The sequence below is a fragment of the Carboxylicivirga sp. genome (assembly GCF_982718395.1).
In genome coordinates, this window is record NZ_CEXQWX010000046.1 from 18,329 (window position 1) to 39,199 (window position 20,871).

The 20,871-nt window shown below is 38.6% G+C and carries 18 protein-coding genes; 12 read left to right on the plus strand and 6 right to left on the minus strand.

Translation table 11 applies throughout. From position 1 onward, the window contains the following. The first annotated feature begins 441 nt into the window (after window positions 1-441). The 3 genes from metH (at window position 442) to AC4MRQ_RS10605 (ending at window position 6,108) form a co-directional block, all read left to right on the plus strand. Window positions 442-4,179: a methionine synthase gene (gene metH / locus AC4MRQ_RS10595; protein WP_491197648.1), complete on the plus strand. Its 3,738-nt coding sequence runs from the start codon at window positions 442-444 to the stop codon at window positions 4,177-4,179. A 107-nt stretch (window positions 4,180-4,286) separates the two neighbouring features. Continuing rightward, window positions 4,287-5,240, plus strand: coding sequence for a methylenetetrahydrofolate reductase [NAD(P)H] (gene metF, locus AC4MRQ_RS10600; RefSeq protein ID WP_491197649.1), 954 nt, complete (start codon window positions 4,287-4,289; stop codon window positions 5,238-5,240). A 250-nt stretch (window positions 5,241-5,490) separates the two neighbouring features. Next, window positions 5,491-6,108 (plus strand): ankyrin repeat domain-containing protein, encoded by a 618-nt coding sequence (locus AC4MRQ_RS10605; protein ID WP_491197650.1) that lies wholly within the window; start codon window positions 5,491-5,493, stop codon window positions 6,106-6,108. Between the two features lie 193 nt (window positions 6,109-6,301). On the opposite strand, the gene AC4MRQ_RS10610 is transcribed toward AC4MRQ_RS10605, so the two are convergent. The 6 genes from AC4MRQ_RS10610 to AC4MRQ_RS10635 all read right to left on the minus strand — a co-directional run bounded on the left by AC4MRQ_RS10610 (window position 6,302) and on the right by AC4MRQ_RS10635 (window position 13,756). Further along, window positions 6,302-7,318 (minus strand): glycosyltransferase family 9 protein, encoded by a 1,017-nt coding sequence (locus tag AC4MRQ_RS10610; protein WP_491197651.1) that lies wholly within the window; start codon window positions 7,316-7,318, stop codon window positions 6,302-6,304. 125 nt (window positions 7,319-7,443) lie between these two features. Then, on the minus strand, window positions 7,444-7,698 hold the full coding sequence (gene atpC / locus AC4MRQ_RS10615) for an ATP synthase F1 subunit epsilon (RefSeq protein ID WP_491197652.1): 255 nt from the start codon (window positions 7,696-7,698) through the stop codon (window positions 7,444-7,446). Beyond that, the gene (gene atpD / locus AC4MRQ_RS10620) at window positions 7,698-9,212 is read right to left on the minus strand and encodes a F0F1 ATP synthase subunit beta (protein WP_491197653.1); all 1,515 of its coding nucleotides are present in this window, start codon (window positions 9,210-9,212) and stop codon (window positions 7,698-7,700) included. Before atpD ends, atpC begins: the two co-directional genes overlap by 1 nt. Window positions 9,213-9,246: 34 nt before the next feature. Further along, window positions 9,247-10,221, minus strand: coding sequence for a polyprenyl synthetase family protein (locus AC4MRQ_RS10625; RefSeq protein WP_491197654.1), 975 nt, complete (start codon window positions 10,219-10,221; stop codon window positions 9,247-9,249). 10 nt (window positions 10,222-10,231) lie between these two features. Beyond that, window positions 10,232-12,640 (minus strand): efflux RND transporter permease subunit, encoded by a 2,409-nt coding sequence (locus AC4MRQ_RS10630; RefSeq protein WP_491197655.1) that lies wholly within the window; start codon window positions 12,638-12,640, stop codon window positions 10,232-10,234. 63 nt (window positions 12,641-12,703) lie between these two features. Then, a complete protein-coding gene (locus AC4MRQ_RS10635) occupies window positions 12,704-13,756 on the minus strand; it encodes a hypothetical protein (RefSeq protein WP_491197656.1) in 1,053 nt (350 codons plus the stop codon). Window positions 13,757-13,964: 208 nt separating this feature from the next. Here AC4MRQ_RS10635 and AC4MRQ_RS10640 point away from each other — a divergent pair, with 208 nt between their 5' ends. The 9 genes from AC4MRQ_RS10640 to AC4MRQ_RS10680 all read left to right on the plus strand — a co-directional run. Continuing rightward, complete coding sequence (locus AC4MRQ_RS10640; protein WP_491197657.1) at window positions 13,965-14,477, plus strand: YfiR family protein; 513 nt, start codon at window positions 13,965-13,967, stop codon at window positions 14,475-14,477. 9 nt (window positions 14,478-14,486) lie between these two features. Further along, window positions 14,487-16,241, plus strand: a complete 1,755-nt coding sequence (locus AC4MRQ_RS10645) for a methyl-accepting chemotaxis protein (protein ID WP_491197658.1) — start codon at window positions 14,487-14,489, stop codon at window positions 16,239-16,241. A 10-nt stretch (window positions 16,242-16,251) separates the two neighbouring features. After that, on the plus strand, window positions 16,252-16,563 hold the full coding sequence (locus tag AC4MRQ_RS10650; protein WP_491197659.1) for an STAS domain-containing protein: 312 nt from the start codon (window positions 16,252-16,254) through the stop codon (window positions 16,561-16,563). 26 nt (window positions 16,564-16,589) lie between these two features. Beyond that, window positions 16,590-16,955 carry a response regulator gene (locus AC4MRQ_RS10655; protein WP_262325433.1) on the plus strand — a complete coding sequence of 122 codons (366 nt, stop codon included), beginning with the start codon at window positions 16,590-16,592 and terminating at the stop codon, window positions 16,953-16,955. Window position 16,956: 1 nt separating this feature from the next. Beyond that, complete coding sequence (locus AC4MRQ_RS10660) at window positions 16,957-17,325, plus strand: Hpt domain-containing protein (protein ID WP_491197660.1); 369 nt, start codon at window positions 16,957-16,959, stop codon at window positions 17,323-17,325. Window positions 17,326-17,337: 12 nt separating this feature from the next. Further along, window positions 17,338-19,377, plus strand: a complete 2,040-nt coding sequence (locus AC4MRQ_RS10665) for a chemotaxis protein CheA (RefSeq protein ID WP_491197661.1) — start codon at window positions 17,338-17,340, stop codon at window positions 19,375-19,377. A 1-nt stretch (window position 19,378) separates the two neighbouring features. After that, the gene (locus AC4MRQ_RS10670; RefSeq protein WP_491197662.1) at window positions 19,379-19,825 is read left to right on the plus strand and encodes a chemotaxis protein CheW; all 447 of its coding nucleotides are present in this window, start codon (window positions 19,379-19,381) and stop codon (window positions 19,823-19,825) included. A gap of 6 nt (window positions 19,826-19,831) precedes the next feature. Then, window positions 19,832-20,311 carry a chemotaxis protein CheW gene (locus AC4MRQ_RS10675; RefSeq protein WP_491197663.1) on the plus strand — a complete coding sequence of 160 codons (480 nt, stop codon included), beginning with the start codon at window positions 19,832-19,834 and terminating at the stop codon, window positions 20,309-20,311. Between the two features lie 10 nt (window positions 20,312-20,321). Next, window positions 20,322-20,871: CheR family methyltransferase (locus tag AC4MRQ_RS10680; RefSeq protein ID WP_491197664.1), on the plus strand; the 550-nt coding region annotated here is incomplete at its 3' end.

The following is a 20,871-nucleotide window of genomic DNA, read 5'->3' on the forward strand; positions in this document are numbered from 1 at the left end:
CATAAAAGTTAGCTTACAACTAACATATAAATCAAAGCCTGATACAACTAGTGTCAGGCTTTATTTACATATTATTGATCTAAAAAATCAATACTTATTCATTCATAAACTGATAGTTATCGGATCGGCAACCGATGCTTATCGGTTTCAAAATGGATAGTTATCGGTTTTACAAGCAGTAGTTACTGGTACCGGAACTAACTAACAAAGCCACAATCACTCAAACTAAAAAGTAAAGCTAAATACTGATATATCACATCATTTAATCACAAACAAATAGTAGATGCCCCTATTATGAGCAAAAATATCGTAATTTTGCTCATTCAGTGCTAACCATTCGAATATGCGATTGTTAGTTAGACTGTAACCACATTTTACTGCTCGTTGAGTTGAAGTAAAAAACAAAAACATTAACCACATTTTTCAATTTTAGTAAACCATATGGCGCAATCAGAATTGTTGTACGAAGTCATTAAAGAAAGGGTATTGCTGCTCGATGGAGCAATGGGCAGTTTAATTCAGACCTATAAACTTGAGGAAGAGGATTACAGGGGTGAACGATTTAAAGATTATCATATGCCCATCAAAGGGAATAATGATATTCTTTCGATTACACAACCACAGATTATAAAAGAGATACATGCCAAGTATCTCGAGGCAGGTTCCGATATTATTGAAACCAATACCTTTAATGCCACCTCGATCTCACAAGCCGATTACGATATGCAGGAGGCTGTATGGGATATTAACTTTGAATCAGCGAAGATTGCACGCGAGGTTGCCGATGAATATACCGCCAGGAATCCTGATAAGCCTAGATTTGTTTGTGGTTCCATTGGGCCACTTAACAAAGCTTTATCCTTATCGCCCGATGTAAATAATCCCGGGTATCGGGCCTGTACATTCGATGAGGTAAAAGAAACATATAAAGAGCAGGTGACTGCTCTGATAAAAGGAGGTTCTGACCTTCTGATGATCGAAACGGTGTTTGATACACTAAACGCCAAAGCTGCCTTGCTGGCCATTGATGAGGTATTTGCAGAACTAGGTACCAAACTGCCAATAATGGTTTCCGGCACCATTACCGATGCCAGTGGCCGTACTCTATCAGGACAAACCTTGCAAGCATTTATTGATTCAGTATCACATATGGATATCCTGAGTATCGGGCTTAACTGTTCATTGGGAGCTGAGGAATTGGAACCTTATGTGACCGAACTATCGAGGAAAGCACCTTTTTATATCAGCACGCACCCCAATGCCGGTTTACCAAATCAATTTGGGGAATATGATCAAACACCTGATCAAATGTCTGGCCTGGTTGGGCAGTGGATAGCTGATGGGAAGGTAAATATTATTGGTGGCTGTTGCGGAACCACTCCAGAGCACATTGCTGCCATGGCAAAGGAAGTGGCTAAGTATGGCGTTCATAAGAAAGTAGAAAAATCGTCAATTACCCACTTAAGTGGACTGGAGTCGTTACAAATGCGCAAAGATACCAACTTTGTGAATATTGGTGAGCGCTGTAATGTGGCAGGATCACGTAAGTTCTTGCGATTGATCAAAGAAAAGAAATACGAAGAAGCCGTTGATATTGCCCGTCACCAGGTTGAGAATGGCGCGCAGATAGTAGATGTAAACATGGACGACGCCATGCTTGATGCCAAAGAGGAGATGGTTAACTTCCTGAACATGTTGATGTCAGACCCTGATGTGTCAAAAGTGCCAGTGATGGTCGATTCATCCAAGTTCGAAGTGATCGAAGCCGGATTGAAATGCCTTCAGGGTAAATCAGTTGTTAACAGTATCAGCCTGAAAGAGGGAGAAGAGGTTTTCCTGGAACATGCCCGAATCATTAAAAAATACGGAGCTGCGGTAGTGATAATGGCTTTCGATGAAAAAGGTCAGGCCGATAATTTTGAGCGTCGCAAGGAAATATGTGGAAGAGCTTACAAACTTTTAACTGAAAAGGTAAACTTCCCGCCACAGGACATCATCTTCGACCCTAATGTATTGGCCATTGCAACAGGTATTGAAGAGCATAATAACTATGCCGTTGATTTTATAAAGACTTGTAAGTGGATAAAGGAAAATCTGCCACATGCACATATTAGTGGTGGTATCAGTAACCTGTCCTTTTCTTTCCGCGGAAATAATGTGGTACGTGAAGCCATCCATTCGGTGTTCCTGTATTACGCCATTCAGGAAGGTTTGGATATGGGTATTGTGAATCCGGCTATGTTGCAAGTTTATGATGATATTCCAAAGGAACTGCTGGGCTATGTGGAAGATGTAGTGCTAAACAAGCGTGAGGATGCGACCGACCGTATGGTTGAGTATGCCGAATCGATTAAAAATACCAAACAAGAGGTTGGCGAACAACAGCAAGCTGCCTGGCGTGAAGGAACACTTGAGGAGCGTTTGAGTCACTGCCTGGTGAAAGGTATCAGCGATTACCTGGATGTTGATCTGGAAGAAGCTTTAAAGAAATACCCAACTGCACTTGATATTATTGAGCAGCCTCTGATGGCTGGTATGAATGTGGTGGGTGAACTGTTTGGAAGTGGTAAAATGTTCTTACCGCAGGTAGTGAAAACAGCCCGTGTAATGAAAAAAGCGGTTGCTATTCTTCAACCGATTATTGAAAAAGAAAAAGCCAGCAACGGAGGCTCTAAGAGTAATGGTAAAATATTAATGGCCACAGTAAAAGGCGATGTGCATGATATAGGTAAGAATATTGTGAGCGTGATCCTTGGTTGTAATAATTACCAGGTAATCGATCTTGGAGTGATGGTACCAACCGAGGAGATATTGAAAAAAGCCATTGAACACGGAGTGGACATTATTGGTCTGAGTGGATTAATAACACCGTCGCTGGAAGAAATGGTGACGGTTGCGAAAGAAATGAAACGTAGCGGTTTTAACATCCCATTACTAATTGGAGGTGCTACAACATCAAAAATTCATACTGCTGTTAAAATTGAACCGGAGTACGATAATCCGGTTGTGCACGTAAAAGATGCTTCAAAAAGTGCCCAGGTAGTGAGTGCACTGTTGTCATCGAAGGAGAAAGATAATTTTGTGCAGAACGTTAAATCTGAATACGAAGGACTTCGGGAAAGAAATTCGGGTAAGAAAAACATAAAGCTTTTGCCAATTGAAGAGGCAAGAACCAGGAAGCACAAGGTGGATTGGTCGAATACCATTACACCACTACCGGCAGAAGTTGGTGTACGCGTATTGGAAGATTACCCTATTTGCGAAATTCGTAAGTTTATTGACTGGACATTCTTTTATCAAGCCTGGCGACTGACTGGCAACTATGCTGATATGGAATCAGTGACGGATGAAGCATCGAAAGCCAAATGGCTGGAGCGATACCGCACCGATGATGCCAGGGCCAAAGCTGAAGAAGCCTTAAAGCTTTATCGCGATTCACAGGCCATGCTTGATCGAATTGAGAAAGAGCGTATGCTTCAGGCCAATGCTGTGTTCGGTATCTTTCCCGCCAATAGCGTTGGGGATGACATTGAGTTATATACCGATGAGGCACGTGAGGATGTCTTGGCAAGGTTTCATCATTTACGGGAACAACAGGATAAACCCGGCAAAGAGGTATTTCATTGTTTAAGCGATTATGTAGCACCGAAAGAAAGCGGACGCTTTGACCATGTTGGAGGTTTTGCTGTTACTGCAGGCATTGGAATAGAAAAATGGCTTGAAAAGTTTGAGGCTGACCATGATGATTATAGCAGCATCTTGCTTAAGTCATTAGCCGATCGTCTGGCAGAAGCTTTTGCTGAGTTGTTGCATTATCGCATTCGTACAGAGTTTTGGGGTTATGCGCCTGATGAGAAGATTGATCATGAGAACCTGATTCGCGAGCGTTACAGGGGTATTCGTCCGGCATTGGGTTATCCGGCTTGTCCTGACCACAGTGAAAAGCGAACTTTGTTTGACCTTCTCTCGGCTGAGGAGAACGCTGGTATCACATTGACCGAGCACTACAGCATGTATCCTAATGCATCGGTTAGTGGTATCTATCTTGCGCATCCCGATGCAATTTATTTTGGCTTGGGCAAGATTGGTATGGATCAGGTACAGGATGTAGCCAAACGAAAAGAAACCTCTATTGAGGATGTGGAGAAGTGGATACCATTAAACCTGAATTACAAATAATAGAATATTGTCGATTTGTGTATTTGCTGATTTGTCGAATTGAATAAACAAGATTCCTCAAATCAGCAAATATCAAATCAACGATTAAACAAATCACCATAAATATAATGACCGTAGCAGAACTAATAAAATCCACCACACAAACCGGATTCTCATTTGAGTTATTGCCACCACTTAAGGGTAACAGTATTGCCAAAGTATTTAACACCATAGATCAACTGAAGGAGTTTAATCCTTTATATATTAACATTACCTCACATCGCGATGAGATGCAATACAAAGACACAGCCAATGGTCTATACGAAAGAAAAGTGATTCGTAAGCGACCGGGAACTGTTGCTGTGGCTGCTTCTATACAGCATCGTTATGGTATAAAAGTGGTGCCGCACATCATATGCAGCGGTTTTACCAAAAGTGAAACCGAGTATGCCTTAATTGACCTTAATTTCCTTGGCATTCACGATTTATTGGTGTTGCGTGGCGATAATTCAAGCAAAAACCGGTTTAAACAAAGCAGTGAAGTTGGTAATGCTTATGCTCTTGATCTGGTAAATCAGGTGAACGAGCTCAATACAGGTCAGTTTCTGGATGGTACTTTGCTGGATGCCTTTGATACACCTTTTAGTTACGGTGTAGCAGGATATCCTGAAAAGCATGAAGAAGCACCTAATATGGACTCTGATCTCTACTGGTTGAAGCAAAAGGTTGATGCAGGTGCCGAGTACATTGTAACGCAGATGTTCTTTGATAATGCTAAGTACTTCGACTTTGTAAAGCGAGCAAGAGACATGGGGATTACTGTGCCAATAGTACCAGGCTTAAAACCTGTTACATCAATGAACCAATTGACGGTACTGCCAAAGATCTTCCATGTGGATATCCCTGAGGATTTTGCCAAGGAGATTCGTAAATGTAAAAACAACGATGAGGTTAAGCAGGTTGGCGTAGAGTGGTGTATCCAACAATCTAAAGAGTTGATGCAGCATAATGTACCTGTATTACACTTTTACACGATGATGGCTACCAACAGTACGCGTAAGGTGGCTGAGGCAATATATTAGTAGCAAGCTTAAAGCTTTGGATTAAAACATAAATCCCCCTCTCCTTACGGGTATCTCCCCTAGGGGAGAATTGGAAGTGAGTCTGCAGAAATATCTTCCCATTAACTTGTCCCGCATTATGCGGGAGGGAAGTGCCTGAAAGGCGATGAGGGTAATTAAATACCCGAAATATTGTACTTGGCTTGACATTAGTGATATTTAATACACAAACAAATAAAGGCCTCATGAGGCCTTTCAATTCGTAACAGAAATGAATAAACTACACCAGATTATTTTATTGGGTCTGATAGTTTTGATTGGGGCTTGCCAGTCCTCATCAAAAAAAGGCAATCAGACCGAGGGAAAAGAAACTGCCGAGCAAACAGCAGTGAAGGAAACACCTTCAGAAATTGATATGGCTGCTTTTTTTAAGGCTGCTCTTGATGGTAACATAGACCAGGTAGAGTTGGCATTAGAGCAAGGGGCTGATGTTAATGCAATGGATGAGAGCCAGCATAGTGCTTTAATGTTGGCGGCTTATAACGGACATCATCATATAATTAAGGTATTACTTGAAAAAGGTGCTGAAGTGGATGCTGTGGATGGTATGAATCGCACTCCCCTGATGTTTGCCTCTACCGGGCCATTTGTACAAGCCGTTGAATTATTGATACAGGCTGGAGCTAATGTTAATGCTGTTGATAATCATGAAAACTGGACGCCGGTTATGATGGCAGCCTCAGAAGGGCAGTTGGAAGTACTGAAATTATTGGTAGCTAATGGTGCCGACTTAAAAATGGTCGACGTTGATGGAGAATCTTCTTTGGACTTTGCCAAATCAAAAGGACATACAGAAGTTGTTAACTATTTACAATCGAAGCTGAAATAGTCGGTATTAGGCTACTAAGCTAGGTTACGGATCGCATCTTTATAATCATAATGCAAATAAAGATTCGATCCGTATTATACACCATCCGCTAAGCGGGTTTGTTCCACAGCCGACATTACTTCCTAGGCATCCCGAAGATGCTCAGGAAGATAGATCTTCTGTCCTCTGCTTTCGGTCTGTTGTCTAACTTTAATCAGAATTCGATTGCATTTGCAACCATACGAGGGGAAATGTCCATAAGGCACTTCCTCTCTTCTTTTATCTTGCATTTAGTACTGCCATCTTTGGTGCATGGGCGACAAGGTAGGTCAATCTCCATAATCTTCATCTTTGGATTAGATGGATATCCAAATGCTGTTGGTCCGATAATGGCTTGCCCAGGTTTTTGAAACAAATCAGCTGCATGTAGAAATCCTGTATCCCCGCTAATCACATATGGAGAATGCCATATCGCACAAAAACTCTCCATTAATGATGTTTTGCCGGCCAGATTGATAACACGGTCAGGAGCAACAGTTTTAATCTCTTCACAAAAGGTATCATTGGGGCCACCAAGTACAATAAAATGCAAATCCTCTCTTATCTCAACTAACTTCTGCCAGTATTTTACCGGCCAACGTTTCAAAGCCCAGGCGGCTGACGGAACAAGCGTTACCCATTTTTGTCCCGCAGGAATGGAACTCAATACAAGTTGCTCAATCTTCTCTTCTGTTTCACGTGGAAAACGCCAATCATTAAAAGGTGTATTAAATTCGATCACATTCCACTTGTATAATGGTGTTTGAAACGAGGCTAATGCCCGAAAAGGATTGGGTAAAAGATTAATACCAAATTTAAATAACAGCAATCTTTTTAAGCGATCTTTATGACGGGTCACCAACTTGTTCCTTTTAAACAAATTACAAATGCCAAATGGACACAAAACCAGTTTCAGAATGTTGGAACGAATATTACTATGTGCGTCATAAATCAAATTATATTGTTCCTTCTTGAGTTTGGCACCTAATTTAAACACACCACCTAAACCTTCTTTACGGTCAAAAGCCCAAAGCCTATCAATACGCGGATCAATTTGCACCAGTGATTGCATATCAGCTCGTACCACCCAATGTATTTCAGCTTGTGGAAATTTGTTTTTTAAGCCTGTAACAACAGACATGCACTGAATAATATCACCAATGGAGCTTAAACGTATAATAAGGATTTTCATACTTTCAGATAAAAGACATAAGAAACCAGATCTAAGAGAATGATTCCATGTCATTGTTGATGGCGCAAAAATAAAAAAATCCCGGTGGAAAGCCGGGATTAATTACTGGTAATATGTTTACGCTATCAAGCTTCTTTATGAATCAGGATAGTCACTTTGTTGTTTTCACATTCAAGAACACCACTTACGCAGTTAAAAAATTCTTCATGGCCGGTTTTACCGATTACACGAATCTGACCCTTTGTAAGTACTGAGATAATAGGTGCGTGATTTTTGAGAAGGGTAAATTGCCCCTTATCACCAGGTACGGTCACCAAACCAACCGGTTCATCATAAATTACCTTTTCGGGAGTTACTATTTCGCAATACAGATCTTCCATTAGGCCGATTTAGCTTGTTTTAACAATTCTTCTCCTTTGGCAATAGCTTCTTCAATGGTACCAACCAAGTTAAAGGCTGCTTCCGGATATCGGTCTACTTCACCATTTAAGATCATCTTAAAGCCTTTAATTGTATCTTCAATGGATACAAATACACCTTTCAGTCCGGTGAATTGCTCTGCTACATGGAAAGGCTGCGATAAGAAACGCTGTACACGACGGGCGCGGTGAACAACCAGTTTATCTTCTTCAGATAGCTCTTCCATACCAAGAATAGCAATAATATCCTGCAATTCTTTGTAACGCTGAAGTATTTCGATAACAGCCTGGGCTGTGTTATAATGATCATCACCAACAATCTCAGGTGTCAGCATTCGCGACGTTGAATCTAATGGATCAACAGCCGGGTAAATACCTAACTCGGCAATCTTACGGCTTAATACAGTTTTGGCATCCAGGTGAGCAAATGTAGTTGCAGGAGCAGGGTCAGTTAAGTCATCAGCAGGTACATAAACCGCCTGTACCGATGTAATTGAACCATGCTTGGTTGACGCAATTCTTTCCTGCAGTGCACCCATCTCCGATGATAAAGTTGGCTGATAACCTACAGCAGATGGCATCCGGCCTAATAGCGCCGATACCTCAGAACCTGCTTGCGTAAATCGGAAAATATTATCAACGAATAACAATACGTCACGTCCGGATCCAGTTCCATCACCATCGCGGAAACTCTCCGCAATAGTTAGTCCTGATAAGGCCACACGGGCACGAGCACCAGGAGGCTCATTCATCTGACCAAATACCATGGTTACCTGAGAAGTGTCAAGGGCTTCCTTATCTACTTTTGATAAGTCCCATCCACCCTTCTCCATATCTTCTTTAAACTCATCACCATAGTTTACAATACCCGATTCAATCATTTCGCGCAACAAATCGTTTCCTTCACGGGTACGCTCGCCAACACCTGCAAATACCGATAAACCGTCGTGTCCTTTGGCAATGTTATTAATCAGCTCCTGGATCAATACAGTTTTACCAACACCGGCTCCACCAAATAATCCAATCTTACCACCTTTTGCGTAAGGCTCAATAAGGTCTACTACTTTAATACCTGTATATAGAATCTCGGCCTGAGTTGATAATTCTTCAAATGATGGGGGTGCCTTATGGATCGGACTGCCACCTTCTTTGGTAACATTACCAATTCCATCAATGGCATTGCCTACTACATTTAGCAGACGTCCCTTTACTTTTTCACCGGCTGGCATGGTAATCGGATTTCCAAGGTGGTTAACAGGCATACCTCGCGTTAAACCATCGGTAGAATCCATGGCGATGCAGCGGATGGTGTTTTCGCCAATATGTTGTTGGCACTCAATAATAATTGAAGGATGACCTTCGCGCTTAATTTCTAAAGCATCTAAGATATTAGGCAGCTCCTGATCGTTAAGGTCGAAGCTAACGTCTACAACCGGACCAACAATTTGAATGATGGTACCAACCAATTTTTCCATATTATGCGTATTATTCTCGCGTTGTTAAAGTTCCTTATCGGGAGCGTTCTATGAGCTTAAGAGCAAACTGACGTAGTTCTTCTTTCATGCTTTCACGACCATTAACCTTATTAAGCGCATCAATGGCCTTTTCAAAATAGAAATTCATTTTTTCTTTTGCTAACTCGTCAACTTTGAGTGAGTTATAAATATTACGAACACTATCTATTTTTTTATCGGCATTAAAATCTTCTGCATCAATCCATTTTCTTAAGTCATCTCGCAATGAACCCGACGCCAATTGTAACGCATTAAGCAGTAAAAATGTTTTCTTGTTGGCAACAATATCTCCACCAATAGCTTTGCCAAAGGTTTCGATGTTGCCATATACATCCAGGAAGTCGTCCTGTAGTTGAAATGCCAGGCCAATATTTTCACCAAATTGATATAGCAAATCGGCATCTTTTTCACTTGCTCCGCCAATGATAGCACCTGTTTTTAAGCTGGCTGCCAAGAGAACTGCGGTTTTCAGTCTTATCATGGTCAGGTAGTCATCAACCTTAACGTCGTCACGAATTTCAAACTCCATGTCGTATTGCTGACCCTCACAAACCTCAAGAGCAGTTTGGCTAAATAAATCCAAGACCTTTTTTAAATGAGCACCGTTAATTTCTGTTGCATATTGATAAGCTTTTATCAACATGGCATCTCCTGAAAGAATGCCTGTATTTTCATCCCACTTTTTATGCACGGTTGCTTGATTCCTTCGAACATCAGCATTGTCCATAATATCGTCATGTAGCAAGGTGAAGTTGTGAAAAATTTCCAGAGATAAACTAGGTTTGATAGCATCCTTTATCTCATCAGAAAATAAGTAACAGCCTGCTAAGCATAATGTTGGACGAATACGCTTACCACCCATGGCCATTACATAATCAATAGGTTCGTATAATCCCTTGGGTTCGATAACAAACTGTTGTTTACTAAGTTCTTTTTCAACTAACTTCTGAAGGTCAGATATTTTGTACATAGGAGGTTTCTTATTCAGATTTTTTCTCTTTTTTACTTTCAATTTTCAATTCTTCCAACTCAATGTCTTCGTCTTCATCATAAATATGCAACAGAGGTTCTTTAAACGATTGATTCGTAATTGCTTTTTCTAACGTTAATAATAACGCAGGAAGAAGAATAAGGTTGGAGAATAGAGCAATTAATAGGGTGACAGCTACTAAAACACCTAATGCTACGGTACCACCAAATTGTGAAACACTAAATATACCAAAACCAAAGAAAAGAATGATTGATGTATAAATCATACTAACGCCAGTTTCTTTTAATGCCAATACCACAGCCGCCCGAATACTCCAATTGGTTTCGGATAATTCTTGTCGGTATTTAGCCAAATAGTGAATTGTATCATCCACACTTATACCAAAGGCGATACTAAATACCAAAATAGTTGATGGTTTAATAGGAATCTGGAAATAACCCATGAGTGCTGCAGTCATAATCAGCGGGAATATATTCGGGATTAAAGAAACCAATACCATTCGTTTGGAAGAGAACATCCAGGCCATAAAGGTGGCTATCAGGATAACAGCTAATAATAAACTTGTGAATAGATTCCGAACGAGGTAGTCCGTACCTTTGAAGAATACAACACTGGCTCCAGTAAGTGAGGTATAATATTTTTCAGTTGGAAATACTTTTGTAATGGTTTCACGGATTTTCTCATCCAGAATTGCCATCTCTGTTGTTCCAATATCCTTCATTCTAAAGCTCAATCGGGCTCGTTGCTTTGTTGAGTCAATAAAGGTGGTTACCAAACCATTATTAGTTTCTCCTGTGTTGCTTCGATTGACATATGACAGAATAAAATTGCGTTCCTGATTACTGGGAACCTTGAAATGACTTTGTTTGCCATTATAAAAAGCTTGACGGGCGAATTTAACCACTTCAACCATTGATAAAGGATGCGAAATCGCATCAAACTCCTTTAATTCTTCCTGCAGTTTATCCATTCGTTTCAGGTTGCTACCTGAAATGGCACCATTGGGCTTTTTTGTGTCTATCATCAATTCTAATGGCATTAAGCCATTAAAATTTTCTTCAAAAAACTTAAGGTCAACATATAGAGGGTCATCATGAGGTATATCGTCCAACATGTATCCAGTTGTTTTAATTTTAGAAATACCTATAAACCCAAGTATCAACATCGTACCAGCAACCCAATATACTTTTGTGCGGTGATTGAGCGATATTCTTACAAGACCATTAACAGCCTTACCAACAATTTGATTATCGAGGTGGTTAAGATGTCGTTCTTTAGGGCCATCCAAAAAACTGAAAATAATAGGAATCAATAAAATGGAAAGGATAAAAACTACCATAATATTGATGGCAGCAATTACACCGAACTCAACTAAGATTTTACTACTGGTAAAAACAAAAGTAGCAAAGCCGGAAGCAGTTGTGAGGTTGGTTAAGAAAGTAGCATTACCAATTTTACGAATAACACGCTGTAAGGCTTTAATCTTGTTCTTATGTTTTCTGTATTCCTGATGGTATTTATTAAGTAGGAATACAGAGTTAGGTATACCAATTACAATAATAAGTGGCGGGATCATACCGGTGAGTATGGTTATTTTATAGCCAAACATGGCTTGAATACCCAATGCCCATATAACAGCGATGCCTACTACCAACATCGAGAACATAACCACTTTGAACGAGCGGAAGAATAAAAAGATGATTAATGCTGTAATGCCAAGAGCAAGGAAAATAAACATGTTTAGCTCTTTCTTTATCATTTCGGCAGTAACAACACGAATAAATGGCAGACCTGAATAGTGTATCTCGCGTTTGCTTTTCTCAACATACGCTTTACCTGCTTTCTGAATTTCATCAATTAATTTAACCCGTTTCTTGCTGTGTAGAATCTCATCATCTAAAGAAATAGCCATTAAGTATGCGTTATTGTCTTTATTATACAATAACTCCTTATAGAACGGCAGACTATAGAATACATTTCTCAATGAATCTAAATCAGATTGATATTTTATAGACTTCGGAAATATTTGTTCTATCTCAAAACGTTTTCCTTTAGTGTTTTTCTTTAAATCATAGGCCTGTCCGACCGAGAAAACAGATGTGACACCCTTAATTCCGAGTAACGATTCAGAGAAATCCTGCCAGGCATTAAAATCGTTTAATTCAAAAAAATCTTCATTTTGAATACCAACAATAACCATGTTTCCTTCATTGCCGTATATTTCAAGGAAGTTTTCGTATTCGATGTATGTTGGGTCATCTTCAGGTAATAAAGGGGCGTATTGATACGACATTTCTATTTGTCGTGACATGATGCCCATAAATACTGTTACAATAAAAAGTGCCACTAGAATGGCTATTCTGTTACGCAGTATAAAACGTGCTATATTGATCCACATTGGTTATTTCCTCTAAATTAATTTTCGTGTAAAACAAGTAAAAAATCTTTCGAATTTCTTTACTTATTTGCGTGTAGCGGTAATAAATGCCTCGATTTCAATTTTGTCACCACCTTTAAGCGAAGCATTTAAAATTGTCAGTTTATTTGCCTTTATAATGTTTACAATTTCCTTTTCAACAGTTTCCAAATCATTTTCATCAACAATTGTAATCTTTATTTCATCAAATATGTCACTGACATTCAGACCACTTTCCTCAACTACCTGTTTCAAATTATTGATGCCCGAATGTAACTGTTCCTGCATTGAAGATTCAGATTCTGAGCATAGATTTCCTATCATAGCCTTATTTAAACCAGGAACATAGCTGATGATTGTTTCATTCTTGCCAGATTGAATTCCCAAATCAAACTGTGCAGTAGGAAATCCATCTTTAACCGCGGCAACAAAACTTGTTATATAATTACCAGCAGTTGTGTTAGCATAAGTTTGAACAGGATATCCATGCTTAAACAGTGTTGGATCAAAATATAGTTTCCTTATCTCGTCAAGTATTTGTTGGTTGTTCCAACCGGTAGATGGCTCTTTATCCTTGCTGTTGATGCCTTCAATATAATTCACTTGATGTGCAATATGGCCCATATGCATTTCCTCATGGTCTAAAAGCTGCTCAATGAAGTCAAATGAAGATTGAACATTTCGCATCATATCGTTAGTCCAATTAAATGAAATTGCTCCCGATAAGATGATTTTCTCATCGTTGCTCATTATCAGACTGTAATGGTGTTTCTGAAAAATTTTGTGCTTAAGCGAAAGGTTTTCATCACAGATGCTAATTCGCATAAGCGCATCATCAGGATTCTGAACAGGCTTTTGCGCAACAAGTGAGTGAGCTGGAGGTTGCTCTTTATAAATTTGAGAAAGTGCACTTGTTAATGTAGATGAGCAACTTAGATAGTCGTCATTATTGTTTATTACTGCATAAACTTCAATCATTGCGATTGATTGTGGCGAAATCTTAAGGTCGGATAAAAAAGAAGTCAATTCTTTAACAATGGCTTCGGGTTTATCCATATATAATAATTGCGCATCGAACTTTAAAGAGGTGTATTTCATTGCTTTTACTTGATAAACGTGGTTTTGTATCATTAAATATTGATGCAAAAAACAGGGCAAAGTTAAACGAAATGGCTTAAATACAGTTTAATCGATTCGGTTTCTTTTTGCCTAAAAATCAAATTTGTTAAAGCAAAAAGAAACTAAATATTGTCTTGTGCGTACCAAAGCGCATTAAGATGTTGAATTTCGTAGGACAGATTTGATTATGAAAAAGATTTTATTCTTTCTGGCAGTGGTTTTGATACCCTTGTCAGGAGAGGCGCAGGTAGCAAAGTTTAAGTCAGTTTTTACACTGAGCTTTATCAGGCATATTGGCTGGACAGAATCTGCCAAACAAGGTGATTTTGTTATTGGTGTGGTTCGTGATAGAGAAATTGCTGATTGGATGACAAAACTATCCACTGGGAAAAAGTTTGGTTTTCAAAATGTGGTGATTAAAGAATTTAAATCGCCTGATGAGGTTGTAGACTGCCAGGTGGTTTATGTTTCATCAAACGTTAACTTTGGTAAACATGCCTCAACAATTGTTGATAAAGTTAATGGAGGTAGTACCTTGATTATTACCGAATCAGAGGGAGCTTGCAATTCAGGAGCAATGATAAACTTTGTTGTTAGAGATGATAAACTTAAATTTGAGATTCATAAAGCCAATGCAGCTAAGTTTGGATTGCAAATTAGCTCTAAGCTTGAAGGAATGTCAAATGCTATTAGCTTATAAGGATTTAACATGAAAAACATCAAACTGAATATTGCCCGGAAGTTATTAGCGGGGTTCGGATTAATTCTGATACTGATGCTGATTAATGGAATATGGACCTTCTCAACCTTAACCGGTAGTAAAAGTCTTAATAGCAAGCTTACTGGTTTATACGCACCTTCATCACAAAAGCTTGGAAGCCTGGCTGATGTGGTTAATGAATCGAAGATGCTGATCCGTAGCTGGGTTTTTATTGATACACAGTCAGGAACACCTGACAAGGTTCGTTTGGGAGAGCTGCATTCCGGTGATTATAATACCTTAAAAAGTGACTTGCTTGCCTTGAGTAAAGAATGGGCAGAAGAGGGAAATGCAGAAGATGTTGAGAAGCTAAACCTTGCTTTTGGTGAAGTTGATTCATTATTTAATAGGCAGCAGTACATTATGAGTAGTCTCAACTCATTTGAAGCGTATGAAGATGCGATGGTGCTGTTTGAAGTTGAGCCAATGGTTCAGGAAGGTGGCGAAATCATTAATTTATGTGATGCGATTGATGCAAAATTAATGGAATTAAAAGCCAAGTATGATAAAGCATCAAATGAAGCGTTGGTTAATAGCAACAGAAGTTTTACAGTATTACAGTGGGTGATCATTGTAATGAGTCTTTTAGTTATAGCCGGGGCTTTAGGAACAGCTTACTTACTTTATAATTCAATTGTAGCACCACTTAATAAAGGAGTAACATTTGCTAAGTCAATTGGAGATGGTGATTTAACAGCAACTGTTGATGTTGAACAAAATGATGAAATTGGAGATTTAGCAAAAGCACTGGTTGCAATGGCTGATAACCTAAAGAAAACGGTTAATGCTATTAAATCTAATGCTGATGATCTGGTGACTTCCAGTTCTCAATTAAAGTCAAGTTCATTGCAATTGTCAAAAGGTTCAGCTGATCAGGCTGCATCAGCTGAAGAGGTATCAACTTCAATTGAAGAAATGGTAGCTAATATCGATCAGAATACCGACAATTCGATTCAGACAGAGAAAATCACTGTTGAAACAGCTAGGGATGTTGCAGTTGCAGATGAGTTATCATCACAAGCTGCGAAAGTGATGAAGGATGTTTCAGAAAAAATCACGATTATTAGTGATATTGCTTTTCAGACAAATATTTTGGCTTTAAATGCTGCTGTTGAAGCGGCACGTGCAGGTGAGCATGGACGAGGCTTCTCTGTTGTTGCAGCAGAAGTGCGTAAATTAGCTGAGCGTAGTAAATCAGCAGCTGACGAAATTGTTTCGTTAGTGGCTACCGGATTGAAGGTTTCAACCGAAGCTGGTGAAAAATCTAAAGCTCTTGTTCCTGATATTGAAAGAACAACACAGTTGATCAAAGAAATTTCGGCTGCAAGTATGGAGCAAAAAACTGGTGCTGAGCAAATCAACATGGCCATGCAACAGTTGAATCTGATAACTCAGGAAAATGCATCTTCTTCAGATGAACTAACCCAAAGTTCAGACCAATTAGCGAATTTGGCAGATAACCTTAATGAGGCAGTTAGTTACTTTAGGGTTGATCAAGCAGCTAAGGCTCCAAGAAAAAAAGTAAGTTCTGAACCAACTCAGCCAAAAGAGTTAAAAGCTGCAGAAAAGACCAAAAGTAAGATCAAAGTTGATAAAGGCAATGGTAACGGTACCAAAGCTAAAGATAAGGTACAACCACAGCCTGAAAATCCGTTTACGAACTTTGATAAAGATTTTGATCTGGATAATTACGAGAAATTCTAAGTATCATATAATGGAGAATTTACCATATTCAGTTATTTGTAATGAGTTGCCTGAGCAGATGATTATTCGTTTTTCGGGTCAGCTTATTATAAATCACATTGAAAAGATTACCGATGAAGTTAAAAACAACGTAAAGGTTGATAAGGATCTTCAAATTGAGATTGATAATCCAGAAAGTGTTGATGTAACCTTTATTCAGTTGTTGTTAACCCTTAAGACCACCCTTAAGGCCAATGGTAAAAAAATCATTATTAATTCTGAGTTAAGTGATGATATTCAAACGTTGCTGAAAAATTCGGGATTTCATTATGTACTTAATTAAGCAATATATAACTAGAAAAATTAATTATGGCTAAAACAGTTCTCATCGTTGATGATTCAGAAAGTATCCGCGAAGTAGTCAACTTTACCTTGCAAAATGAAGGGTATGAGGTATTAGTTGGTGTTGATGGCGAAGATGCACAAAAATTCCTGGATGGTAGAACGATTGATATTGTTATCACCGACCTTCACATGCCAAACCTTGATGGTTTAGGACTAATCAGAAAGATCAGAGAAATCGATGCATATAAGCATATTCCAATCTTATTCTTAACAACAGAATCACAGGCTTCTAAGAAGATGGAGGCAAAGCAGGCTGGCGCTACAGGTTGGATTATCAAACCATTTGTACCTGCGAAACTGCTAAGTGCAATTTCTCGCGTCTTAAGATAAGATGAGAAGGGTTAAGAATATCTTCATTAAAGAAACATCTGACAATTTAGCTGTTCTCGAAGAAGAGTTAAAGAATCCGAATACCATTAGTTCAAAGGCAGTTGAAATGGTTATACATACCATGCACAACATTAAGGGAACTGCTCCTATGGTTGGATATAATATTTTGCCTGAAATCGCCATACCATTAGAGCAGGCTTATAAAGAGGTGAAAAACAATAAGCTTGTTGTGAGTAGTAATATGATAGAGAATACAAAATCAGCTGTTTCAATAATTCAAAGACTTCTTGCTACAGAGGAGGCACATTCGCCTAATTCAGATGATGAGCAGAAAATTTTGATAGAATATTTTAACACGATTACCGGTTAAAAGCGCAGATAAATGATCGATAAGTTTAAGGCAAAATTTATAGAGGAGTCAAATGACAATGTACATGATCTAGAAGAGGCATTGTTACTGCTCGAAAAAGATATGTCCAATGGTGAAATAATTGAACGTATTTTTAGGGCAATGCACACCTTAAAAGGAGGTGGAGCGATGTTTGGCTTTAACCAGTTGAGTGAATTTACTCATCACCTCGAAACAGTTTTTGATTTAGTTAGAAATAAGCAGTTAAGCATCACCGACGATATTATATCTCTGACATTTGAGTCGATTGACTATATAAAGCACATGTTAGAAGTTGGTGATACGAGCGAAAAAGATGAGTTGGCAAACCAGCAAGCTTTCATCGAACGCTTGAAGCGTGCATCTAATATTGAGTTGGATACAAAGGATAAGAATGTCCAGGAAACAAGTGTCAGCCAGGTTTATGATGATGGTTCTAAGACTTTTCTTGTAAGTATTAAGCCCAACGAGGAGATTTTGAGGAATGGTACAAACCCATTTTATCTGCTTGATGATCTCTATGCAATGGGTGAGGCCAAGGTTGTGGCTTTTAGTGAGAATGTGCCGGCATTAGTTAATTTTAACCCGATTAAGAGTTACTGTCATTGGCAGGTAGTATTGAATACCAGCGAATCGGTAAATGAAATTAAAGATGTTTTCATTTTTGTCGAAGATGAATGCGAAATTAATATTGATGAAATAGGCAGTGGAAATTTATTATCATCTGCAGAGATAACCAACAAATTAGATAAAGCCGCCGAATACCAGCAACTATTAAACAAAGATGAGCTTATTGCATTAGCATCTGCCAACGGAAGTCAGGAGAAAAAAGAAACAAAACGAAAAGTTCAGCTAAAAGAGCATAAAATATCAAGCATCAGGGTTAACTCAACAAAGATTGATGAGTTGGTTAATCTTGTAAGTGAGCTGGTAACAATCCAGGCACAATTAAATCTTTTTGCCGAGAATGACGGTAATCCTGCAGTTTTAGCCTTAGCGGAAAATATTCAAAAATTGAGCCGTCAGCTTCGTGATAATGCATTCTCTATAAGCTTGATTCCACTCCAAAGTGAGTTAATGCGTTTTCAGCGTTTAGTTCGCGACTTATCCAAGGAACTGAATAAGGAGATTGATTTCATAATTGAAGGTGGAGACATCGAACTTGATAAAAATATTATCGAGCATTTAACCGATCCTTTGTTACATATTATACGTAACGCTGTTGATCATGGAATTGAAATGCCTGACGAACGGATAAAAAGCGGTAAAGCTCCGAAAGGAACAATTTTGTTCAAGGCCTATTATTCAAGCGCCAGTGTGATGGTGGAAGTTATGGATGATGGTAAGGGGATAGACCCTGAATTTATTCGAAGTAAAGCCATTGCCAAAGGTCTTATTGATGCTAACACAGAATTGACTCGTAAGGAAATATTTGAGCTTGTATTCTTAAGTGGTTTCTCAACAAAAGAAGAGGTAACTGATGTTTCCGGCCGAGGAGTCGGTATGGATGTGGTGAAGAAAAAGATTGGTGAGATCAGGGGTGAAGTGTCTCTTGATTCTGAAATTGGTAAAGGAACCACACTGACACTTGAACTACCAATGACCTTGTCGATTATTGATGGATTATTGGTTAAGGTTGCAAGTAACCAGTATGTTATCCCAATCGCAAATATTGAGAAGATTTATGCTTTGGAATCAGTTTCGTTTGGAAAAACCTTCAATCATGTTGTTAACATTGATGATGAGCAATATCCGTATATCGACCTCAGAGAAACTTTTGAGACAGAATTGACCGATAAAGGCACTGAGCAATTGGTACTGGTTAAGTTCGAGGATCGAAAAGTAGGTCTGTTGGTTGATCAGGTAATCGGGGAATATCAAACAGTTGTTAAGCCTTTAGGTCGCTTCCTGAAAAAACAGGAAAATATTTCAGGTGCTTCTATTATGGGTGACGGAACGATTGCTCTGGTAATTGATACAAACCGTTTGATCCACAATAATGCTACAAAGAAATATCGAACAAAGAAGCAATAGTATGAAGGAACAGATGACATCAATTATATCGTTTTTGATCAATAAAGAAATATTTGCTTTTGATACGCTTAAAGTTCGAAATATACTTGAGTTGGATAAGGTGACATGGATTCCTAATACGAAAGAGTACATATTGGGAGTCATTAACCTACACGGAAATATTATCCCGATTACTGATTTGAGAATGATGATGGGGGTTGAAAATATTGAAAATGCACAGGATACTGCTGTAATTGTAGTGTCTGAAGATGATAAAACAGATTCGCTCATTGGATTCGTGGTAGATGGGGTTAAAGAAGTATTTGATATTAACGAGGGAGAGTTAAAAGAATCCGTGATAAACGGAAATACCGGATTGATTCATAGCTTTGCAGGAAGTATCCGAAAAAACGATGAATTTATACATATCATTGATCTGGTTGAAGTAGTACAGGAAATAGAAAAATAAGCAGCGATGAATCAAGATGTAAATGCATACCTTACTTTTTCTATTGGCGACAATAGCTTTGGTATTCATGTCGAAAAAGTAGTTGAAATAAAAGAATACGTTGAACCCAAGCCAGTACCTGAGAGTATGGCTTACGTAAAAGGTGTAACCGATCATCGCGATCAGATTATTCCTGTAATTGATACTGCTGCAAAGTTTAACTTGGGGCAGGTTGAAATAACACCACAATCTTGTTTCGTCGTTTTGGATATTAGTAAAGGGAGTGGAAAAGGAATCATGACCATTGGCATTTTAGTTGATGCAGTATCTGATGTTTTTGAAGCCGATCAATCTAAATTAAAAACAATAGAAACGGATTATAAACCAGGATACATCTTGTCATCGTACCAGAAAAATGATGAGTTAATAATGATTCTGAATGTTGATAAGATTTTTAGTGAAGTAGATATAGTGAGCCTTGACGATGTGTTAGGTGCTGTTAGTTAGGTGAGAGTTAATGTTTACAGCCAATAATAAGGATAAAGATCAGGAACTGGATGCTTTTAAGGCAGAATTATCTGAGAAAGATTTTCAGGCATTTAGTGAATTTATCTATAACGAATATGGCATTAAGATGCCACCTGTAAAAAGAGTAATGCTTCAGGGGCGTTTATTAAAACGTATTCGTGATTTAAACATGAATTCTTACTCCGAATACAAGGAATACTTCTTTAGTAAAGAAGGGCAAAGGAAAGAGATTTTTAATTTTCTGAATGTTGTAACGACAAACAAAACAGACTTTTTTCGTGAACCAATTCATTTTGATTATTTAAGGGATGAGGTTCTGCCACAACATAATGGTAATGGATTATTTAAAGTATGGAGTGCTGGTTGTTCTAGTGGTGAAGAGCCCTATACCATTTCAATTGTATTGAATGAGTATAAGAGATCAACTCCAGGCTTTAATTTCACTATACAAGGCTCTGATATATCCAATAAGGTATTAAGTAATGCTGCAAAGGGTGTATATGCCGAGAATAAGGTTTCGATTATACCATTAGAGTTGA

Coding starts and splice junctions, on each gene's coding strand:
- metH (WP_491197648.1), top strand. CDS start 442: ATGGCGCAATCAGAATTGTTGTACGAAGTCATTAAAGAAAGGGTATTG.
- metF (WP_491197649.1), top strand. CDS start 4,287: ATGACCGTAGCAGAACTAATAAAATCCACCACACAAACCGGATTCTCA.
- AC4MRQ_RS10605 (WP_491197650.1), top strand. CDS start 5,491: ATGAATAAACTACACCAGATTATTTTATTGGGTCTGATAGTTTTGATT.
- AC4MRQ_RS10610 (WP_491197651.1), bottom strand. CDS start 7,318: ATGAAAATCCTTATTATACGTTTAAGCTCCATTGGTGATATTATTCAG.
- atpC (WP_491197652.1), bottom strand. CDS start 7,698: ATGGAAGATCTGTATTGCGAAATAGTAACTCCCGAAAAGGTAATTTAT.
- atpD (WP_491197653.1), bottom strand. CDS start 9,212: ATGGAAAAATTGGTTGGTACCATCATTCAAATTGTTGGTCCGGTTGTA.
- AC4MRQ_RS10625 (WP_491197654.1), bottom strand. CDS start 10,221: ATGTACAAAATATCTGACCTTCAGAAGTTAGTTGAAAAAGAACTTAGT.
- AC4MRQ_RS10630 (WP_491197655.1), bottom strand. CDS start 12,640: ATGTGGATCAATATAGCACGTTTTATACTGCGTAACAGAATAGCCATT.
- AC4MRQ_RS10635 (WP_491197656.1), bottom strand. CDS start 13,756: ATGAAATACACCTCTTTAAAGTTCGATGCGCAATTATTATATATGGAT.
- AC4MRQ_RS10640 (WP_491197657.1), top strand. CDS start 13,965: ATGAAAAAGATTTTATTCTTTCTGGCAGTGGTTTTGATACCCTTGTCA.
- AC4MRQ_RS10645 (WP_491197658.1), top strand. CDS start 14,487: ATGAAAAACATCAAACTGAATATTGCCCGGAAGTTATTAGCGGGGTTC.
- AC4MRQ_RS10650 (WP_491197659.1), top strand. CDS start 16,252: ATGGAGAATTTACCATATTCAGTTATTTGTAATGAGTTGCCTGAGCAG.
- AC4MRQ_RS10655 (WP_262325433.1), top strand. CDS start 16,590: ATGGCTAAAACAGTTCTCATCGTTGATGATTCAGAAAGTATCCGCGAA.
- AC4MRQ_RS10660 (WP_491197660.1), top strand. CDS start 16,957: ATGAGAAGGGTTAAGAATATCTTCATTAAAGAAACATCTGACAATTTA.
- AC4MRQ_RS10665 (WP_491197661.1), top strand. CDS start 17,338: ATGATCGATAAGTTTAAGGCAAAATTTATAGAGGAGTCAAATGACAAT.
- AC4MRQ_RS10670 (WP_491197662.1), top strand. CDS start 19,379: ATGAAGGAACAGATGACATCAATTATATCGTTTTTGATCAATAAAGAA.
- AC4MRQ_RS10675 (WP_491197663.1), top strand. CDS start 19,832: ATGAATCAAGATGTAAATGCATACCTTACTTTTTCTATTGGCGACAAT.